The organism is Pseudoxanthomonas sp. PXM02, from assembly GCF_014851805.1.
Lineage (GTDB): Bacteria > Pseudomonadota > Gammaproteobacteria > Xanthomonadales > Xanthomonadaceae > Pseudoxanthomonas_A.
This window is the reverse complement of record NZ_JACVAK010000004.1, coordinates 75,132-89,720: the sequence shown is the minus strand read 5'-3', so window position 1 is coordinate 89,720 and position 14,589 is coordinate 75,132. Positions and strand designations below refer to the sequence as shown.

At 65.9% G+C, this 14,589-nt stretch carries 16 protein-coding genes; 14 read left to right on the top strand and 2 right to left on the bottom strand.

What is annotated here, in order from left to right:
* Positions 1-73 precede the first annotated feature (73 nt).
* From rpmB to IB225_RS17430, 14 genes are all read left to right on the top strand, one after another.
* Positions 74-310, top strand: a complete 237-nt coding sequence (gene rpmB, locus IB225_RS17495) for a 50S ribosomal protein L28 (protein ID WP_093489741.1) — start codon at positions 74-76, stop codon at positions 308-310.
* Positions 311-323: 13 nt separating this feature from the next.
* Complete coding sequence (gene rpmG / locus IB225_RS17490) at positions 324-488, top strand: 50S ribosomal protein L33 (protein WP_027070918.1); 165 nt, start codon at positions 324-326, stop codon at positions 486-488.
* A gap of 257 nt (positions 489-745) precedes the next feature.
* Positions 746-2,155 carry a cardiolipin synthase gene (gene cls / locus IB225_RS17485; protein WP_192313193.1) on the top strand — a complete coding sequence of 470 codons (1,410 nt, stop codon included), beginning with the start codon at positions 746-748 and terminating at the stop codon, positions 2,153-2,155.
* Between the two features lie 49 nt (positions 2,156-2,204).
* Complete coding sequence (locus IB225_RS17480; RefSeq protein ID WP_192313191.1) at positions 2,205-3,599, top strand: FAD/NAD(P)-binding protein; 1,395 nt, start codon at positions 2,205-2,207, stop codon at positions 3,597-3,599.
* A gap of 63 nt (positions 3,600-3,662) precedes the next feature.
* Positions 3,663-7,127, top strand: coding sequence for a PAS domain-containing hybrid sensor histidine kinase/response regulator (locus IB225_RS17475; RefSeq protein WP_192313189.1), 3,465 nt, complete (start codon positions 3,663-3,665; stop codon positions 7,125-7,127).
* Between the two features lie 127 nt (positions 7,128-7,254).
* Positions 7,255-7,599 (top strand): hypothetical protein, encoded by a 345-nt coding sequence (locus tag IB225_RS17470; RefSeq protein ID WP_192313187.1) that lies wholly within the window; start codon positions 7,255-7,257, stop codon positions 7,597-7,599.
* 62 nt (positions 7,600-7,661) lie between these two features.
* Entirely contained in the window at positions 7,662-8,147 is a 486-nt protein-coding gene (locus tag IB225_RS17465; protein WP_192313184.1) for a hypothetical protein, read from the top strand.
* Positions 8,148-8,171: 24 nt separating this feature from the next.
* Positions 8,172-8,606 (top strand): hypothetical protein, encoded by a 435-nt coding sequence (locus tag IB225_RS17460; RefSeq protein WP_192313181.1) that lies wholly within the window; start codon positions 8,172-8,174, stop codon positions 8,604-8,606.
* A gap of 57 nt (positions 8,607-8,663) precedes the next feature.
* Positions 8,664-9,104 (top strand): hypothetical protein, encoded by a 441-nt coding sequence (locus IB225_RS17455; protein WP_192313178.1) that lies wholly within the window; start codon positions 8,664-8,666, stop codon positions 9,102-9,104.
* 210 nt (positions 9,105-9,314) lie between these two features.
* Positions 9,315-9,809: an HIT family protein gene (locus tag IB225_RS17450; RefSeq protein ID WP_192313175.1), complete on the top strand. Its 495-nt coding sequence runs from the start codon at positions 9,315-9,317 to the stop codon at positions 9,807-9,809.
* 113 nt (positions 9,810-9,922) lie between these two features.
* On the top strand, positions 9,923-10,150 hold the full coding sequence (locus IB225_RS17445; RefSeq protein WP_192313173.1) for a hypothetical protein: 228 nt from the start codon (positions 9,923-9,925) through the stop codon (positions 10,148-10,150).
* 95 nt (positions 10,151-10,245) lie between these two features.
* On the top strand, positions 10,246-10,719 hold the full coding sequence (locus tag IB225_RS17440; protein WP_192313170.1) for a hypothetical protein: 474 nt from the start codon (positions 10,246-10,248) through the stop codon (positions 10,717-10,719).
* 41 nt (positions 10,720-10,760) lie between these two features.
* On the top strand, positions 10,761-11,135 hold the full coding sequence (locus IB225_RS17435; RefSeq protein WP_192313166.1) for an antibiotic biosynthesis monooxygenase family protein: 375 nt from the start codon (positions 10,761-10,763) through the stop codon (positions 11,133-11,135).
* A 40-nt stretch (positions 11,136-11,175) separates the two neighbouring features.
* Positions 11,176-11,568, top strand: coding sequence for a Na+:solute symporter (locus IB225_RS17430; protein ID WP_192313163.1), 393 nt, complete (start codon positions 11,176-11,178; stop codon positions 11,566-11,568).
* A 33-nt stretch (positions 11,569-11,601) separates the two neighbouring features.
* Here IB225_RS17430 and IB225_RS17425 read toward each other — a convergent pair whose 3' ends face one another.
* Both IB225_RS17425 and acs read right to left on the bottom strand, forming a co-directional pair.
* A complete protein-coding gene (locus tag IB225_RS17425) occupies positions 11,602-12,270 on the bottom strand; it encodes a response regulator transcription factor (protein ID WP_192313160.1) in 669 nt (222 codons plus the stop codon).
* Between the two features lie 117 nt (positions 12,271-12,387).
* Positions 12,388-14,331: an acetate--CoA ligase gene (acs, locus tag IB225_RS17420; protein ID WP_192313157.1), complete on the bottom strand. Its 1,944-nt coding sequence runs from the start codon at positions 14,329-14,331 to the stop codon at positions 12,388-12,390.
* Between the last annotated feature and the right edge of the window lie 258 nt (positions 14,332-14,589).

Genomic DNA, 14,589 nt, shown 5'->3' with positions numbered 1-14,589 from the left:
CCTGCTTTGCAGGCCGTCCGCCGGGCCGCCGTCTCCCGGGCTATGGGCGACACAATTACCTATCGAGGTGCGTATGTCCCGCGTATGCCAAGTCACCGGCAAGCGTGTGCAGACCGGTAACAACGTCTCGCACGCCAACAACAAGACCCGTCGTCGTTTCCTGCCCAACCTGCACGAGCGCCGCTTCTGGGTCGCCAGCGAAAACCGCTGGGTCAAGCTGAAAGTGTCCGCGCACGCCCTGCGCACCATCGACAAGAACGGCATCGACTCCGTTCTGGCCGAGCTGCGCGCCCGCGGCGAAAAGGTCTGAGGAGTAACTACACATGGCATCCAAGCGCGACAAGATCCGTCTGATCTCCTCGGCCAACACCGGCCACTTCTACACGACGGACAAGAACAAGAAGAACACCCCGGGCAAGATGGAAATCAAGAAGTACGACCCGGTCGTGCGCAAGCACGTGATCTACAAGGAAGGCAAGATCAAGTGATCTAGTGGCGCGTTCGCGACGCGAACGCCTTTGCCACCAGGTCATCCCCGCGCAGGCGGGGATCCAGCGCCTCAAGGAAAACCCCGCTTCGGCGGGGTTTTCTGTTTTCCGGCTTCGGCTGGCGAAAAGCCGCCCCTCATCCGCCCTGCGGGCACCTTCTCCCCGCGCCGCGAGGAGAAGGGATCATCGTTCGGGTTTTCTTTTGCCCGCTCCCGACGCCAGAATCACCGCAGCCCCTTTCCGGACGGATGCGCTGCATGGAGTGGTCCTACGGCACCGCCCTGCTGATCGTCGACTGGCTGATCCGCTTGGCCGCCCTTTGGTGGATTCCCAGTCGCACCTCACCTGCCGCCGCGCGCAGCTGGCTGCTGCTGGTAGGCTTCGTGCCCCTGCTCGGGTTGCCGTTGTACCTGCTGCTCGGCCATCCGTGGCTGTCGCGCGAACGCATCGAGCGCCAGGCGCGCGCGTCCGACCTGATTCGCGAGGAACAGCGCCCGCTCAGCGCGCTGCGCTGGACCCCGCACGACGGCGCCGCCGCCGAAATGGCCCCGCTGATCGAACGCCAGGGCGCCTTCATGCCCACCCACGGCAACGCGGTGACGCTGCTGGACGATTACGACGCCTCGTTGCGCGCGCTGCTCGACGATGTCGACGCGGCCAAGCAGCAGGTGCACCTGCTGTATTACCTGATGTTCGACGATGCCGTCGGCGAAGCCGTCACCGCCGCGCTCTGCCGTGCAACGGCGCGCGGCGTGACCTGCCGGCTGCTGCTGGATGCGGTCGGCGCCAAGCGCGGCCTGCGCTCCTATGCCCCGCGCCTTCGCGCGGCCGGCGTGCAGGTGCACGCCATGCTGCCCGGCGGCCTGCAGTGGCGCCGCAGCGGACGCATGGACCTGCGTAACCACCGCAAGGTGGCGGTGATCGACAACCGCGTCGGCTATGTCGGCTCGCAGAACCTGGCCGATGCCACCTTCGTGGCCGGCCATCCGAACCGCGAGCTGGTCGCCCGCGTCCAGGGGCCGGTGGTGTCGCATCTGGAAGGCGTCTTCGCCAGCGACTGGTACATCGAGACCGGCGAACGTCTCGACGTGCAGCCCGACCTCAGCGTGCAGGCGCAGGATGTCGCCACGCAGCTGCTGCCCAGCGGGCCAGCCTACCCATTCGAGAACGCGCGCGACACGGTCAATGCGCTGATCCATCTCGCCAGCCGCAAGGTCGTGCTGACCACGCCCTACTTCGTGCCCGACGACGCCACGCTCAGCGCGCTGCGGATCGCTGCGCTGTCCGGCGTCGACGTGCAGCTGGTGCTGTCCGCCACCAACAACCAGACGCTGACCGCGTGGGCGCAGCAGTCGTATTACGAGGAACTGCTTGCCTGCGGGGTAAAGATCGCGCTGTACCGGCCGCATTTCCTGCATGCGAAACACCTGACGGTGGACGACGACATGGCCCTCGTCGGCTCGATCAACCTGGATATCCGTTCGTTCGCACTCAATGCCGAGATCGGCCTGGTCTGCTACGACGCCGGCGTGGTGGCGCGCATCCGCGCGATCGAGGCCGACTACCTGGCGCACGCCGACCATGTCGATCGCGACACCTGGCGCCGACGGCCCGGCTGGCAACGCAGCCGCGAAGGCGTCGCCCGGCTGGCCGACTCGCTGATGTAGCGGCATCGCGCCGCAGGGGCGCCGGCGCCTGTTCGCCTACAATGGCGGCATGACTTCCGCGACCGACACGCCCCTGCCGCCCTGCGACCTTGCGATCATCGGCGGCGGCGCCGGTGGCGTGCTGGCGGCCATGCAGGCGCTGCGCCGCGCCACCACGCCGCTGCGCATCGTGATGATCGAGCCGCGCGACGTGCTGGCGCAGGGCGTGGCCTATGCGACGACCTATGGCGAGCACGTGCTGAACGTGCCTGCCGGCCGCATGAGCGCGTTCGATGATCAGCCTGCGGATTTCCTGGACTACGTCGTCGCCACCACGCCACCGGATGGCCCCGATCGCGAGACGCTGGCGCATGCCTTCATCGCACGCCGTCGCTACGGCGACTATCTGCGCACGCGGCTGCAGGAGACGATCGCGGCCAGCCCTGCCTCGCTGCAGGTCGTGCACGACACCGTGTCCGAACTGGATGCGCGCAACGACAGTGCGACGCTGCATCTGACAAACCACGGCCCGCTGGATGCAAGCGGCGTAGTGCTCGCCGTCGGCAACACGCCGAAGCCACTGCCGGCCCGCGGCGCGCCGCAACTGCCCGAGGGCCGTTCGCTGGCGGCGTGGGACTTCGACGCGGTGAAGGCGATTCCTGCCGATGCCGAGCTCTGCATCGTCGGCTCCGGCCTCAGCATGGTCGACACCGTGCTCAGCCTGGCCGACAACGGCCACACCGGCGCGATCCACGTGCTGTCGCGGCACGCCCTGCTGCCGCTGCCGCATTGCCACGGCGCCGCGGCAAGCTACGATCCTGCGCCGTTGCAGGCCATGGACCTGCGCGCACGCATGCGCTTCCTGCGCAACGCGGCAAAGCAGGCGGTCGCCGATGGACTGCCCTGGCAGGCGGCGATGGAACGGATCCGACCGCATGGGCAGGCGCTGTGGCAGTCATTGTCGATCCCCGACCAGCGCCGCTTCCTGCGCCATGTCGTGCGCCAGTGGGACGTACACCGCCACCGTATTGCGCCGGAAGTGCACGCCATCCTGCAGGCGCTGCTCGATCGCGGCCAGCTGCGCCTGCATCGCGGCCGCCTGGACACGGTGATGCACGACGGCCGCTATCTGCGCGTCACCACGCACACCCGCGACGGCCGCACCGACGAGTTCGATGTCGACTACGTGGTCAATGCCACCGGCGTGGAGATGCGCGCGCAGACGATGCGCAACCCGCTGCTGCACGACCTGCTCGGCAAGGGCCACGCACAGCCGGGTCCCCATGGCATTGGCCTGAAGGCGGCCCGCGACGGTCGCATGGTCGATGCCGAGGGCACCGCGCAGCCGCGCGTGTTCATCCTCGGCAGCTTGCGCATCGGCTGCGTGTGGGAAAGCATCGCGATCCCCGAGCTGCGCGGCCAGGCCGAAACCGCCGTGCGCGAGCTGCTGTTTCCAACCCCCTGAACGGGCGCCGCGACACGCAACAGCCGGTACACTCGACGGCGTTCTGAGCGCCGGGAGAGGGCGTTGGTTTCCAGCTGGATCCTGCTGTTGGTGTCGGTCGGCTACGCCGCGCTGCTGTTCGGCGTGGCGTGGTGGGGCGATCGCCGCCCGATGTACCCCGACCGCCCGTGGCTGCGTCCGGTGGTCTACAGCCTGGCACTGGCGGTGTACTGCTCGTCGTGGACGTTCTACGGCGCGGTCGGCAGCGCGGTACGCAATGGCCTGGGTTACCTGCCGATCTACCTCGGCCCGGTCCTGCTGCTGCTGTTCGGCTGGCGCATCATCGAACGGCTGGCGCTGATCGCGCGCAGCGAGAACACCGTCTCCATCGCCGACTTCATCTCCTCGCGCTACGGACGTTCGCGCCGTCTCGCCGCGCTGGTCACGGTGATCGCACTGATCGGCGTGGTGCCGTATCTCGCGCTGCAGTACAAGGCCGTGGCGATGAGCCTGAGCGTACTCAGCGGCGACGGTGGCGACAGCACGCACGGCTTCTTCACCGACCCCGCGCTGTACGTCGCGCTGCTGATGGCGCTGTTCGCCGCGCTGTTCGGCACCCGCCAGGTCGATGCGACGGAGCACCACCACGGCATGATGCTGGCGATCTCGCTGGAATCGGTGGTCAAGCTGGTCGCGATGATCGCGGTGGGCGTGTTCGCCTACCTGTGGCTGGACGACAACGCGTTCCGCGTCACCGACTCGGCACGCACGCTGTTCGAGAACGCCCCACCGGTGGGTTTCATCGCGCAGACCCTGCTCGGTTTCCTGGCGATCGTCTGCCTGCCACGCCAGTTCCACGTGGCGGTGGTGGAATGCAGCGATGTCGGCGACATCCGCAAGGCACGCTGGCTGTTCGGCGGCTATCTCGCCCTGTTCTCGCTGATGGTGGTGCCGGTCGCGGCCGCCGGCGCATCGCTGTTCGGCGGCACCAGCGTGGCCGACGACAGCTACGTGCTCGCGCTGCCGCTGGCGGAAGGACGCACCGCGCTGGCGATCATCGCCTACGTCGGCGGCTTCTCCGCCGCTACCGGCATGGTGATCGTGGCGAGCATCGCACTGGCGACGATGGTCAGCAACGATCTGATCATGCCGGTGTTGCTGCGTCGCGGCTGGGGGCAGCGGCATGCCGAGGCCGACGTTGCTTCCCGCGTGCTGTGGATCCGCCGCGTGGCGATCCTGCTGCTCGCGCTGACGGCCTACTCGTACTACCGCAGCAGCAGTAACGACAGCACGCTGGCGTCGTACGGCCTGATGGCGTTCGCCGCGGTCGCGCAGTTCGCACCCGGCCTGATCGGTGGCCTGTATTGGCGCGGCGCCAGCCGCCGCGGCGTGGAAGCCGGCATGGTGCTCGGCTTTGCGACATGGATCTACACGCTGCTGTTGCCGACGATGACGCAGGCCGGCTGGTTCGGCCTGACCTGGCTGCACGACGGTCCGTTCGGCATCCACTGGCTGCGTCCCCAGCAGCTGTTCGGCCTGAGCGGCTGGGACACGCTGACGCACGGTACGTTCTGGTCGCTGCTGGTCAACACCGGCACGATGATGATCGTGTCCGCGCGCTCGCGTCCTGGCGTGGACGAGCGCCTGCGTGCCGCGCCGTTCCTCGATCCGTACGCACAGCGTCCTGCGCTGGTCGCTGGCGAGTGGCCAGGCAGCGTGCGCGTCGGCGACCTGCGCACGCTGGCAGAACGCGTGGTCGGCGAGCGTCATGCGCGTCGTGCCTTTGCCGAACAGGCGCAGGTGCTGGAACGCGAACTGCAACCGAACGCACCGGCCGATCGCGCCTGGGTGCAGTTCACCGAGCGCCTGCTTGCCGCCGCGATCGGCGCCGCGTCCGCACGCATCGTGCTGACCAGCGTGCTGCGCGGCTCGGGCATGGAACTGGGTGAAGTGGTGGCGGTGCTCGACCAGGCCGGCCAGGAACTGCGCTTCAACCGCGAGATCCTGTCCACCACGCTGGAGAACATCAGCGCCGGCGTCAGCGTGGTCGATCCCGACATGCGCCTGGTCGCCTGGAACCGCCGCTACCAGCAGATGTTCGGCTATCCGGACGGCATGCTGTACGTGGGGCGCCCGGTCGCCGACCTGATCCGCTACAACGCCGAACGCGGCGAGTTGGGCGAGGGCGACATCGATGCGCAGATCAACAAACGCATCCGCTACATGCGCGCCGGTTCGCCGCATATCTTCGAGCGCGTGCGCGCCGATGGCCAGGTGATCGAAATGCGCGGCCAGCCGCTGCCCGGCGGCGGCTACGTCACCAGCTACAACGACATCACCGACTTCAAGCACGCCGAAGCGCAGTTGCTGGAAACCAACGAGACGCTGGAACAGCGCGTCGCCGAACGCAGCGAGGCGGCCGAACATGCGCAGCAGTCGCGCACGCGTTTCCTCGCGGCGATCAGCCATGACGTGCTGCAACCGCTGAACGCCGCGCGCCTGTTCGTCAGTGCCCTGCGCGACAGCGAACAGGGTGCGGACGATCAGGCACAGGAGCGCAAGCACCTGGCCGAACGCGTCGATGCTTCGCTGCGCGCCGCGGAGGAACTGCTGGACGGCCTGCTCGACGTCTCGCGTCTGGATGCGGGCGGCCTGCATACGCAGATCACCGACTTCGATGCCGGCGAACTGCTGCGCGAACTGGCGGCGCAGTACGCACCGGTCGCATCTGGCCGAGGCCTGAAGCTGCACGTGCGCGCGCGCGCGATCCCCGTCCGCAGCGACCGTCGCCTTCTGCGCCGCGTGCTGCAGAACTTCCTCGCCAACGCGCTGCGCTACACGCGCGAGGGCCGCATCGTGATCGGCATGCGCGTACACGGAGAGCGCATCGCGCTGCAGGTATGGGATACCGGCCCTGGTATTCCCGAGAACCACATGCGGCAGATCTACAACGAGTTCCACCGCTACCAGCAGCCGTTCGACTGGGGCGAGCGCGGCCTCGGCCTGGGCCTGTCGATCTGCCAGCGCATCTCGCGCCTCTTGCAACATGAGCTGGACGCACGCAGCACGGTGGACCGCGGCAGCATGTTCTCCATCGTCGTGCCGCGTGGCGCGGCGCTGAGCGAACGACGTACATCGCGCCGCGCGCTGTCCAGCGATTCGCTGGCCGGCCTGCGCGTGCTGTGCGTGGACAACGACCGCGAGATCATCGATGGCATGCAGGCGCTGCTCGGGCGCTGGCAGGTGGACGTCATCACCGCAACGACGGTGGATGAGGCGCTGGAGAAGATCGCCGAAGGTCCGGCGGTGATGCTGGTGGATTACCACCTGCACGACCGCCTCGATGGCCTCGCCACGCTCGACGCGCTGCGCGCCGCCAGCCCCGGCCCCATCGCGGGCGCTCTGCTCACTGCGGACGGCCGCGATGAACTGAAGCGCGAAGCCCGCGAGCGCGGCTACCGCCTGCTCACCAAACCGGTGAAGCCCGCCTCGCTACGCGCGTTCCTGGCGGCACATCATGTCCCGGCGGCGTTGCCCTCCGCTGATTGATCAGGCGGCCGACAGCGCGCATCACCTTCACTGATCGGAAAGCCTTCCGTCGTTGACGCCCTTCCCTTCCCAGCTGAATACTCCGCGCTATCACCCCGAAATGGGGCCTATTAGGCGTTAGGTGCTCATGAAGCCCATCGAGGTTTTCGTTCTTTTCGGCTCTGGTTACCTGTGTGGCCTGTCCACCACTAGTGGTTTCATTCTGCAAGGGCTCAAAAAGATCTTCGCAAACCGCTGGAACAAACGCCTTGAGGCGACATGGATCGCGGCCTGGGCCTTCCATGCCATTGTCTGCAGCCTGATGACCGTATTGCTCATCGCGCTCGCCGTTGTTGGGGATCAGCCGGGCCGCCCAGACTACTGGCCTCGCTTCACGGTCTATGCCCTAGGCGTCCTCGGCGGAATGGCGTTTGTTTTCTTGTCCGCTCATTTGGTAAACATTGGCGCGCGCAATTGGCGGGAGCGCGCCTAACAATCCATCCAAGCCGAACCCGCTTCGTGGGTCGGCTTAGTACGGGCCATAGCCGTCACACCATGACCGACTCAGCTGAAACATTCGCACGCGATAGAATTCTTGCTGCGCAAGCAATTCTGGCAAGCGTCTTTGCATCGCAGAAGGCGTTACGCGCTCTGGCGCCGGAGTATTCCTGGTCAGGGTTAGGCAACCTGCTCGGAGACTTCGGCGAGCTTCTAGCAACTGATCATTACAAATTGCAGAAAGCACCCGCTGGATCTGGCGACTTTGATGCTCGGACAGCAGATGGACTGTCGGTTCAGATCAAGACTAATTTTGCGTCTAGCCAAATTGGATTTCGCGGGCAAGCTGACTTGCTTCTGGTGCTTGGCATCCGCCATGACGGCTCGTGGGAGGAGATCTATTTCGGCCCATATGCTGCAGTCAAAGAGTTGGCGCGCTTTTCCGGCCGAGACAATAAACACATGATCTCAGTCACCAAGCTGAAAGCTCTAGTGACGGCCAACAATTCATTCAAACCGAACCAAGTTCGTGGGTCGGCTTAGTTCAGGCGCTGGGGAGGGTTAGAAATGAATGACGCGCAACCTGGACGACCAAAGCGACTTTGGTTGGCTGCGTTGATGAACATCGTAGTTGGTCTGTTGGGCCTGTTCTTTATTTCCTTCGTTTCACTATCGTCGCGCGTGCCTGATGAGGCGAGGCTCGGGAGTGGCACGGTCGCTATGGCCCTTGTTACAGCCTTGTTCCTGGTCGCATCATCGGTTATCGCGCTGATTGGCAGGCGAGGATGGGATCGCCTTATGCTGGCCGCGGCACTGGTTTACTACGGTGGCGTGCTAGCGCAGAACACTTATTTGCTTATCCAAGCGCATAAGCTGATCGTTCCTACGCAGAAGATTGCGTCTAACATTGTTCGTAGCGGGATTGAGATTGCAATAAATCTCTGGGCGGTACTGAGCGTAAAGACTCGCGTATTCTTTCGTGGCGTAACGGCTGCCTCCTAACAATTAATTGAGGCCGACGCCGCTTCGCGGCTCGGCCTAGTTCAGGCGCTAGGCAACATGGCAAACACATATCTGTTGACGGGAGCCTCGCTGAGCGCGACCGCCGCGCTCTTGCATCTCGGATGCATCGCGTTCGGCCCATCCTGGTATCGCTTCTTCGGGGCAGGCGAGCGCATGGCGCAACTGGCTGCGGCTGGCGACATTTTCCCGACCCTCGTTACCGCCGGAATAGCGGTGGTGCTGGCACTGTGGTCGCTCTATGCGCTCTCGGGTGCCGGCGTGATCCTGAGACTTCCCTTGCTCCGCACCGGGCTCTGCGTCATTACCGGCATCTACCTGTTGCGTGGCATCGCAGGATTCTGGCTTGCCGCCATGGCGCCCGGCGAACGCAGCGTGGCCTTCTGGTGCTGGAGCTCTGTCATCTGCCTTGCGATCGGCGCGCTGTACCTTCTAGGTACGAGGCAGGCCTGGACAGCACTGTCCCGGGGCACGGCCTGATCATGGCTTCAAACGGATAGGGTCTCGCGACGCATAGGTTGGGGGGAACGAAGTGAAGCCCAACACCATGGCGACTGGATCGCTCTGCTGTTGGGGTTCGCAGGCTCACCCCAACCTATCGTGATGCTGGGCCGGCTTCGTGCGACCACATCCGACTATTGAATCAGATCGAGTTCGCCCGGCAGGAGAAGACAGGTGATCGAACTTCCCGTGAAAGATCCCTGCGACCTGTGCGTGGCGGCGCGCGACGAGCCATGGAAGATCATCGACGAGGGCGAACACACGCTCACGGTGATCAATCCCTGGCAGTTCGAGGCGGGCCAGTGTTGCGTCATCACGCGGCGCCATGTCGCGACGCTGCTCGATCTGTCGCAGGCCGAGTGCGAGGCCGTCCTGCTGGCCGCGCAACGCGTCGCCGGGGCGCTGGTGAGGGCCTACGATCCGCTCGGCATCCTGACGTTCCAGAACAACGGCGTGTACAGCGGGCAGGAAACACCGCACTTCCATTTCCATGTCGTGCCGCGGCAGGAAGGCAGCGACTGGGGCATCGGTCCGCCGCAACTCGCGACGTTCCAGGATGCAGGACGACAACGCGGCACGCCGCATGATGCCGGCGACGATGCCGCGCGTCGTCAGCGCGTGCTGGCCTCCGACAGGCAGCTCGCCGACACCGTGGCGCTGATCCGGTCGAACTTGCCGGCCTAGCCTCCCGGGTTGCAGGCGCGCCTGCGATACGACGAAGATGCAGGCTCCACGGTGATCGCCACGGACATCTTCTGGCGCGATCCGTTATCGACCGCGCGACGCAAGGATGGATCATGCAGAAGGACGACTACTGGTTTCCGCTGCGCAGCCACGGCTGGGGCTGGGGCCTGCCGGTGCGGTGGCAGGGCTGGCTGGTCTACGGCGTGGCGTTCGTCCTGCTCGCCGCGATGTTCTTCGTATTCCCGCCGGCCACGCATGCCGTGCCGTTTCTGATCGGCACCTGGGCCGTGATCCTGGTGCTCGTGTTCGTATGCTGGCTGAAGGGCCAGGCGCTGCAATGACACCCGCGCATTCTTACGAGCGAGGGTACCTCGAGGCTCGCCGTGTTCCCGTCGTTGTGCGCAGGAAGACTTTCGTTCGCCACGTATGTTTTCTCGTGCCCATTCTTGTTCTGGCGACATCCTGCTCCACGGATCCCGAGCGCACCGAGGATCAGATGTGCGCGCAACTGGCTGCATTCGCCGCGACGACACAATCCGGGCAACGCCATGAAGTCGTCTTGCGCGGCGGATGGGGTGGAGACACCGCAGACGTGCTCAAGACGCACGACTGCCGTCATTCGGGTGACGCGCCGGGACAGGCGCTTTGCGCGTACCTGATGCCCAACACCTCGTGGGAGTTCGGCCACTACAACGCAAAGCGGGCGGCCGCATGCCTGGACTCGGCAAGCCGCAAGGACTTTATGACCCGCCTGGACAGGGGCGAAGTGCCGGTGGAAATAACCTCGTCACTCCAGATGCTGTCCAACAAGCGAATCCTGCTGACCGTGCGCCTGGCGGCCGCGCCTCCTTCGGCATCCGCGGTTTCCGGTCTGTCGGTCCTGACGCTGTTGGCGGAAAGCCGCCACTGATCCGGATGGCGCAGCCCCCAACACGAACAGAGGAATCCCCAATGGTGGAAGGACTCGGTTTCTGCGTGATCTACCGCGCCAGGGTGCATCCGGAGAAAGAGGCGAAGTACGTCGCCGCCTGGTCACGGCTGACCTCGCGCATCCGCGACGAACGCGGCGGGCTGGGCTCGCGCCTGCACAAGGGTGACGATGGCCTGTGGTATGCGTACGCACAATGGCCCAGCGAGCAGGCACGCGCCGACGCGTTTGCGCGGCCATCCGCCGACCCGGCCGCGCAGGCGGATATGGCGGACTGCATCATCGAGCACTTCCCCGAGATTCGCCTGACACCGGTCAACGACCACCTGGTGCCGGCATCCACGTGGAGCGCCGATCCTGCCGGCGACCTCCCACCGCCCGCGTCACCGCCAGCATGAGCCCGCTGAAGACAGTGTTCACGGGACACAGGTGTATTCCATGACGATCTCCCGCAAACATGCATTGCTCGGTGGCGTTGCTGCCATCGTGGCGGTGATCCTGTTGCAGGCCTTTAACAGCTTCGGCTGTTACGACCACACGCTGCTGACCTTCCTGCAGGTGCTCGGCGTGTTCCTGCTGGTCCCGCTGCTGCCGGCCTTCATCTCGCTACTGAGCGCCAATCCGCTGCGTGCAGTCGGTGCCTGCCTGCTGTTCGCACCGTGGCTGCTGCTGGCCTACTACACGGACTGCGTGCGGCCGTATCAGGGCGGCGGCGCGTCGATGATCTATGTCGCCGTACTGCTGTGGGGCACGCCATGCGCCATCGTGGGAGCGTTGCTCACCGGGCCGGTGATGCGGCTGTTCGGTCTTTCGGTAGCGCCGTCGCGGTGACAGACCGCGACTGGACTCGCCGAAGCGAGTGCCCTACTCCGCCTCTTCCGGCGGCAGCACCAGTCCATCCGGATCCACCGCCAGACGACCGGCGGCCAGCACGGCTTGGGTGCGGTTGGTGACGTGCAGCTTGCGCAGGATCGCGGTGACGTGGGCCTTGATGGTGGCCTCGGACACGCCCAGGTCGTAGGCGATCTGCTTGTTGAGGCGGCCGGCGCCGAGCATCTGCAGCACCTTGAACTGCTGCGGTGTGAGATCGCGCAGGCGCTGTGCGGTTTCCTGCTCGTCGCGGCTGGTGGCCGGTGCGTTGTGCGCTTCGTCCGGCACCCAGCGCTCGCCGTCGAGCACCGCGCCGATGGCCTGGCCGATGGTGTCCGAATCGGCGGACTTCGGAATGAAGCCCAGCGCGCCATGGTCCAGCGCGCGACGCATCACCGCGGGCTCCTCGCGCGCCGACACGATGACCACCGGCAGCTGCGGGTGCAGTGCGCGCAGGTGCACCAGCGCATTGAAACCGTACGCGCCGGGCATGTTGAGGTCCATCAGCAGCAGGTCGGCGTCGGGGTGCGCGTCGACCAGCACGTACAGCGCATCGACGCTGTCGGCTTCGTGCAGCTTCACGCCCGGCATGACCCGTTGCACGGCGCCGCGCAGCGCCTCGCGGAACAGCGGGTGGTCGTCAGCGATCAGCAGGGTGGGCATGGCATTGCGGTCCATCGTGGGGGAAGGGTAATCCGTGGGGGTCGTGCTGCACAGGTGCGGGCGTCTCGTGCCCGCACCGTGCTGGTCCTCCGCCTCCCCGCGAAGGGCCGGTCGTGCTTACTTGACCTTGCGCTCGGCGACCAGCGACTCCACCACCGACGGGTCGGCCAGCGTGGAAGTGTCGCCCAGCTGCTCCGGCGCGTTCTCGGCGATCTTGCGCAGGATGCGGCGCATGATCTTGCCCGAGCGCGTCTTCGGCAGGCCGGGCGCCCACTGCAGGTGGTCGGGCGTGGCGATCGGGCCGATCTCCTTGCGTACCCACGCCACCAGTTCCTTCAGCAGCTCGTCGCTCTGCGCTTCGCCGGCCTTGAGGGTGACGTAGGCGTAGATGCCCTGGCCCTTGATGTCGTGCGGGAAGCCGACCACGGCCGCTTCGGCCACCTTCGGATGCGCGACCAGCGCGCTTTCCACTTCGGCGGTGCCGATGCGGTGGCCGGAGACGTTGATGACGTCATCGACGCGGCCGGTGATCCAGTAATAGCCATCCTCGTCGCGACGGCAGCCGTCACCGGTGAAGTAGGTGCCGGGATAGGTGCGGAAGTAGGTATCGATGAAGCGCTGGTGGTCGCCGTACACGGTGCGCATCTGGCCCGGCCAGGAATCCAGCAGCACCAGGTTGCCTTCGGTGGCGCCGTCGAGCTGTTCGCCGTTGGCGTCGACCAGCGCCGGCTTCACGCCGAAGAACGGCAGCGTGGCCGAGCCGGGCTTGAGGTCGATGGCGCCGGCCAGCGGGGTGATCAGGATGCCGCCGGTCTCGGTCTGCCACCAGGTGTCGACGATCGGGCAGCGTGCGTCGCCGACCACGTCGTAGTACCAGCGCCAGGCTTCGGGGTTGATCGGCTCGCCGACGCTGCCGAGCAGGCGCAGCGAGGCGCGCGAGGTCTTCTTCACCGGCGCCTCGCCTTCGCGCATCAGCGCGCGGATGGCGGTGGGCGCGGTATAGAAGATGGTGACCTTGTGCTTGTCGATCACTTCCCAGAAGCGCGACACGTTCGGGTAGTTGGGCACGCCTTCGAACATCACCGCGGTGGCGCCGTTGGCCAGCGGCCCGTAGACGATGTAGCTGTGGCCGGTGACCCAGCCCACGTCGGCCGTGCACCAGTAGATGTCGTCCTCGCGCAGGTCGAACACGGCCTCATGCGTGTAGCTGGCGTAGAGCAGGTAGCCGCCGGTGGTGTGCAGCACGCCCTTCGGCTTGCCGGTCGACCCGGAGGTGTAGAGGATGAAGAGCGGGTCCTCGGCATTCATGCGCTCCGGCTCGCACTCGGCCGGCTGCGCATCGACCACGGCATCGAACCAGCGGTCGCGCGGCATCTGCATGTCGACGGCGCCGCCGGTGTGGCGCACGACGAGCACGGTTTCCACCGAGTTGGTGCCGGGCAGCTTCAGCGCGGCATCGACGTTCGCCTTCAGCGGCACCTTCTTGCCACCACGCAGGCCTTCGTCGGCGGTGATGATCAGCTTGCTGCTGCAATCGGACACGCGGTCGGCGATGGAGTTGGGCGCGAAGCCGCCGAACACCACCGAGTGGATGGCACCGATGCGCGCGCAGGCCAGCATGGCGACGGCGGCGTCCGGGATCATCGGCAGGTAGATGGTGACGCGGTCGCCCTTCTGCACGCCCAGCGCCCGCAGCGCATTGGCCAGCTTGCAGGTGCGCTCGTACAGCTCGCGATAGGTGACGCCGTAGGACGGCGTATCGGGACCATCGGGTTCGAACAGCAGCGCGATCTTGTCGCCGCGCTCGGCCAGTTGGCGGTCCAGGCAGTTGACGCTGGCATTGAGCTCGCCATCGGCGAACCAGCGGATGCGGAAGTCGTCCAGCGCGTAGTTGACGTCCTTGATCTGCGTGGGCTTCTTGAACCAGTCCAGCCGCTCCGCCGCCTTGCCCCAGAATGCCTCCGGGTCGGTGACCGACGCCTGGTAGTCGCGCTGGTACTGCTCGCGCGTGATGCGTGTCTTGGCGGCGAATTCCGGCTTGACCGGATACAGGTCAGTCATGAGGTCCTCCCGGGACGTTCAAGTAATGCGTCGATTCTGAAGCAAGAAGGCCGGAAGGCGCGCATCCATGGGGACGACGTCGGCGCATCCGGGGGATCGAGTTTGACGCATAGCGGCGTGCGGCATTGCAGCATCCGGCTTAGACAATGGTCTTAAAGCGCGTGCGCCATGCACTGCGACAGAACGCCGCACCCCTGTTTTTGTAGGGGTTTGCTTTTGCTGCACTGCCGTTACGACTAATGGCGAATAGGCGCTGCG

Excerpts from the sequence above, each read along its gene's own strand:
- IB225_RS17455 (WP_192313178.1), top strand. The coding sequence starts at position 8,664 with ATGGCAAACACATATCTGTTGACGGGAGCCTCGCTGAGCGCGACCGCC.
- rpmB (WP_093489741.1), top strand. The coding sequence starts at position 74 with ATGTCCCGCGTATGCCAAGTCACCGGCAAGCGTGTGCAGACCGGTAAC.
- IB225_RS17430 (WP_192313163.1), top strand. The coding sequence starts at position 11,176 with ATGACGATCTCCCGCAAACATGCATTGCTCGGTGGCGTTGCTGCCATC.
- IB225_RS17480 (WP_192313191.1), top strand. The coding sequence starts at position 2,205 with ATGACTTCCGCGACCGACACGCCCCTGCCGCCCTGCGACCTTGCGATC.
- rpmG (WP_027070918.1), top strand. The coding sequence starts at position 324 with ATGGCATCCAAGCGCGACAAGATCCGTCTGATCTCCTCGGCCAACACC.
- IB225_RS17470 (WP_192313187.1), top strand. The coding sequence starts at position 7,255 with ATGAAGCCCATCGAGGTTTTCGTTCTTTTCGGCTCTGGTTACCTGTGT.
- IB225_RS17460 (WP_192313181.1), top strand. The coding sequence starts at position 8,172 with ATGAATGACGCGCAACCTGGACGACCAAAGCGACTTTGGTTGGCTGCG.
- IB225_RS17425 (WP_192313160.1), bottom strand. The coding sequence starts at position 12,270 with ATGCCCACCCTGCTGATCGCTGACGACCACCCGCTGTTCCGCGAGGCG.
- cls (WP_192313193.1), top strand. The coding sequence starts at position 746 with ATGGAGTGGTCCTACGGCACCGCCCTGCTGATCGTCGACTGGCTGATC.
- acs (WP_192313157.1), bottom strand. The coding sequence starts at position 14,331 with ATGACTGACCTGTATCCGGTCAAGCCGGAATTCGCCGCCAAGACACGC.
- IB225_RS17445 (WP_192313173.1), top strand. The coding sequence starts at position 9,923 with ATGCAGAAGGACGACTACTGGTTTCCGCTGCGCAGCCACGGCTGGGGC.
- IB225_RS17465 (WP_192313184.1), top strand. The coding sequence starts at position 7,662 with ATGACCGACTCAGCTGAAACATTCGCACGCGATAGAATTCTTGCTGCG.
- IB225_RS17435 (WP_192313166.1), top strand. The coding sequence starts at position 10,761 with ATGGTGGAAGGACTCGGTTTCTGCGTGATCTACCGCGCCAGGGTGCAT.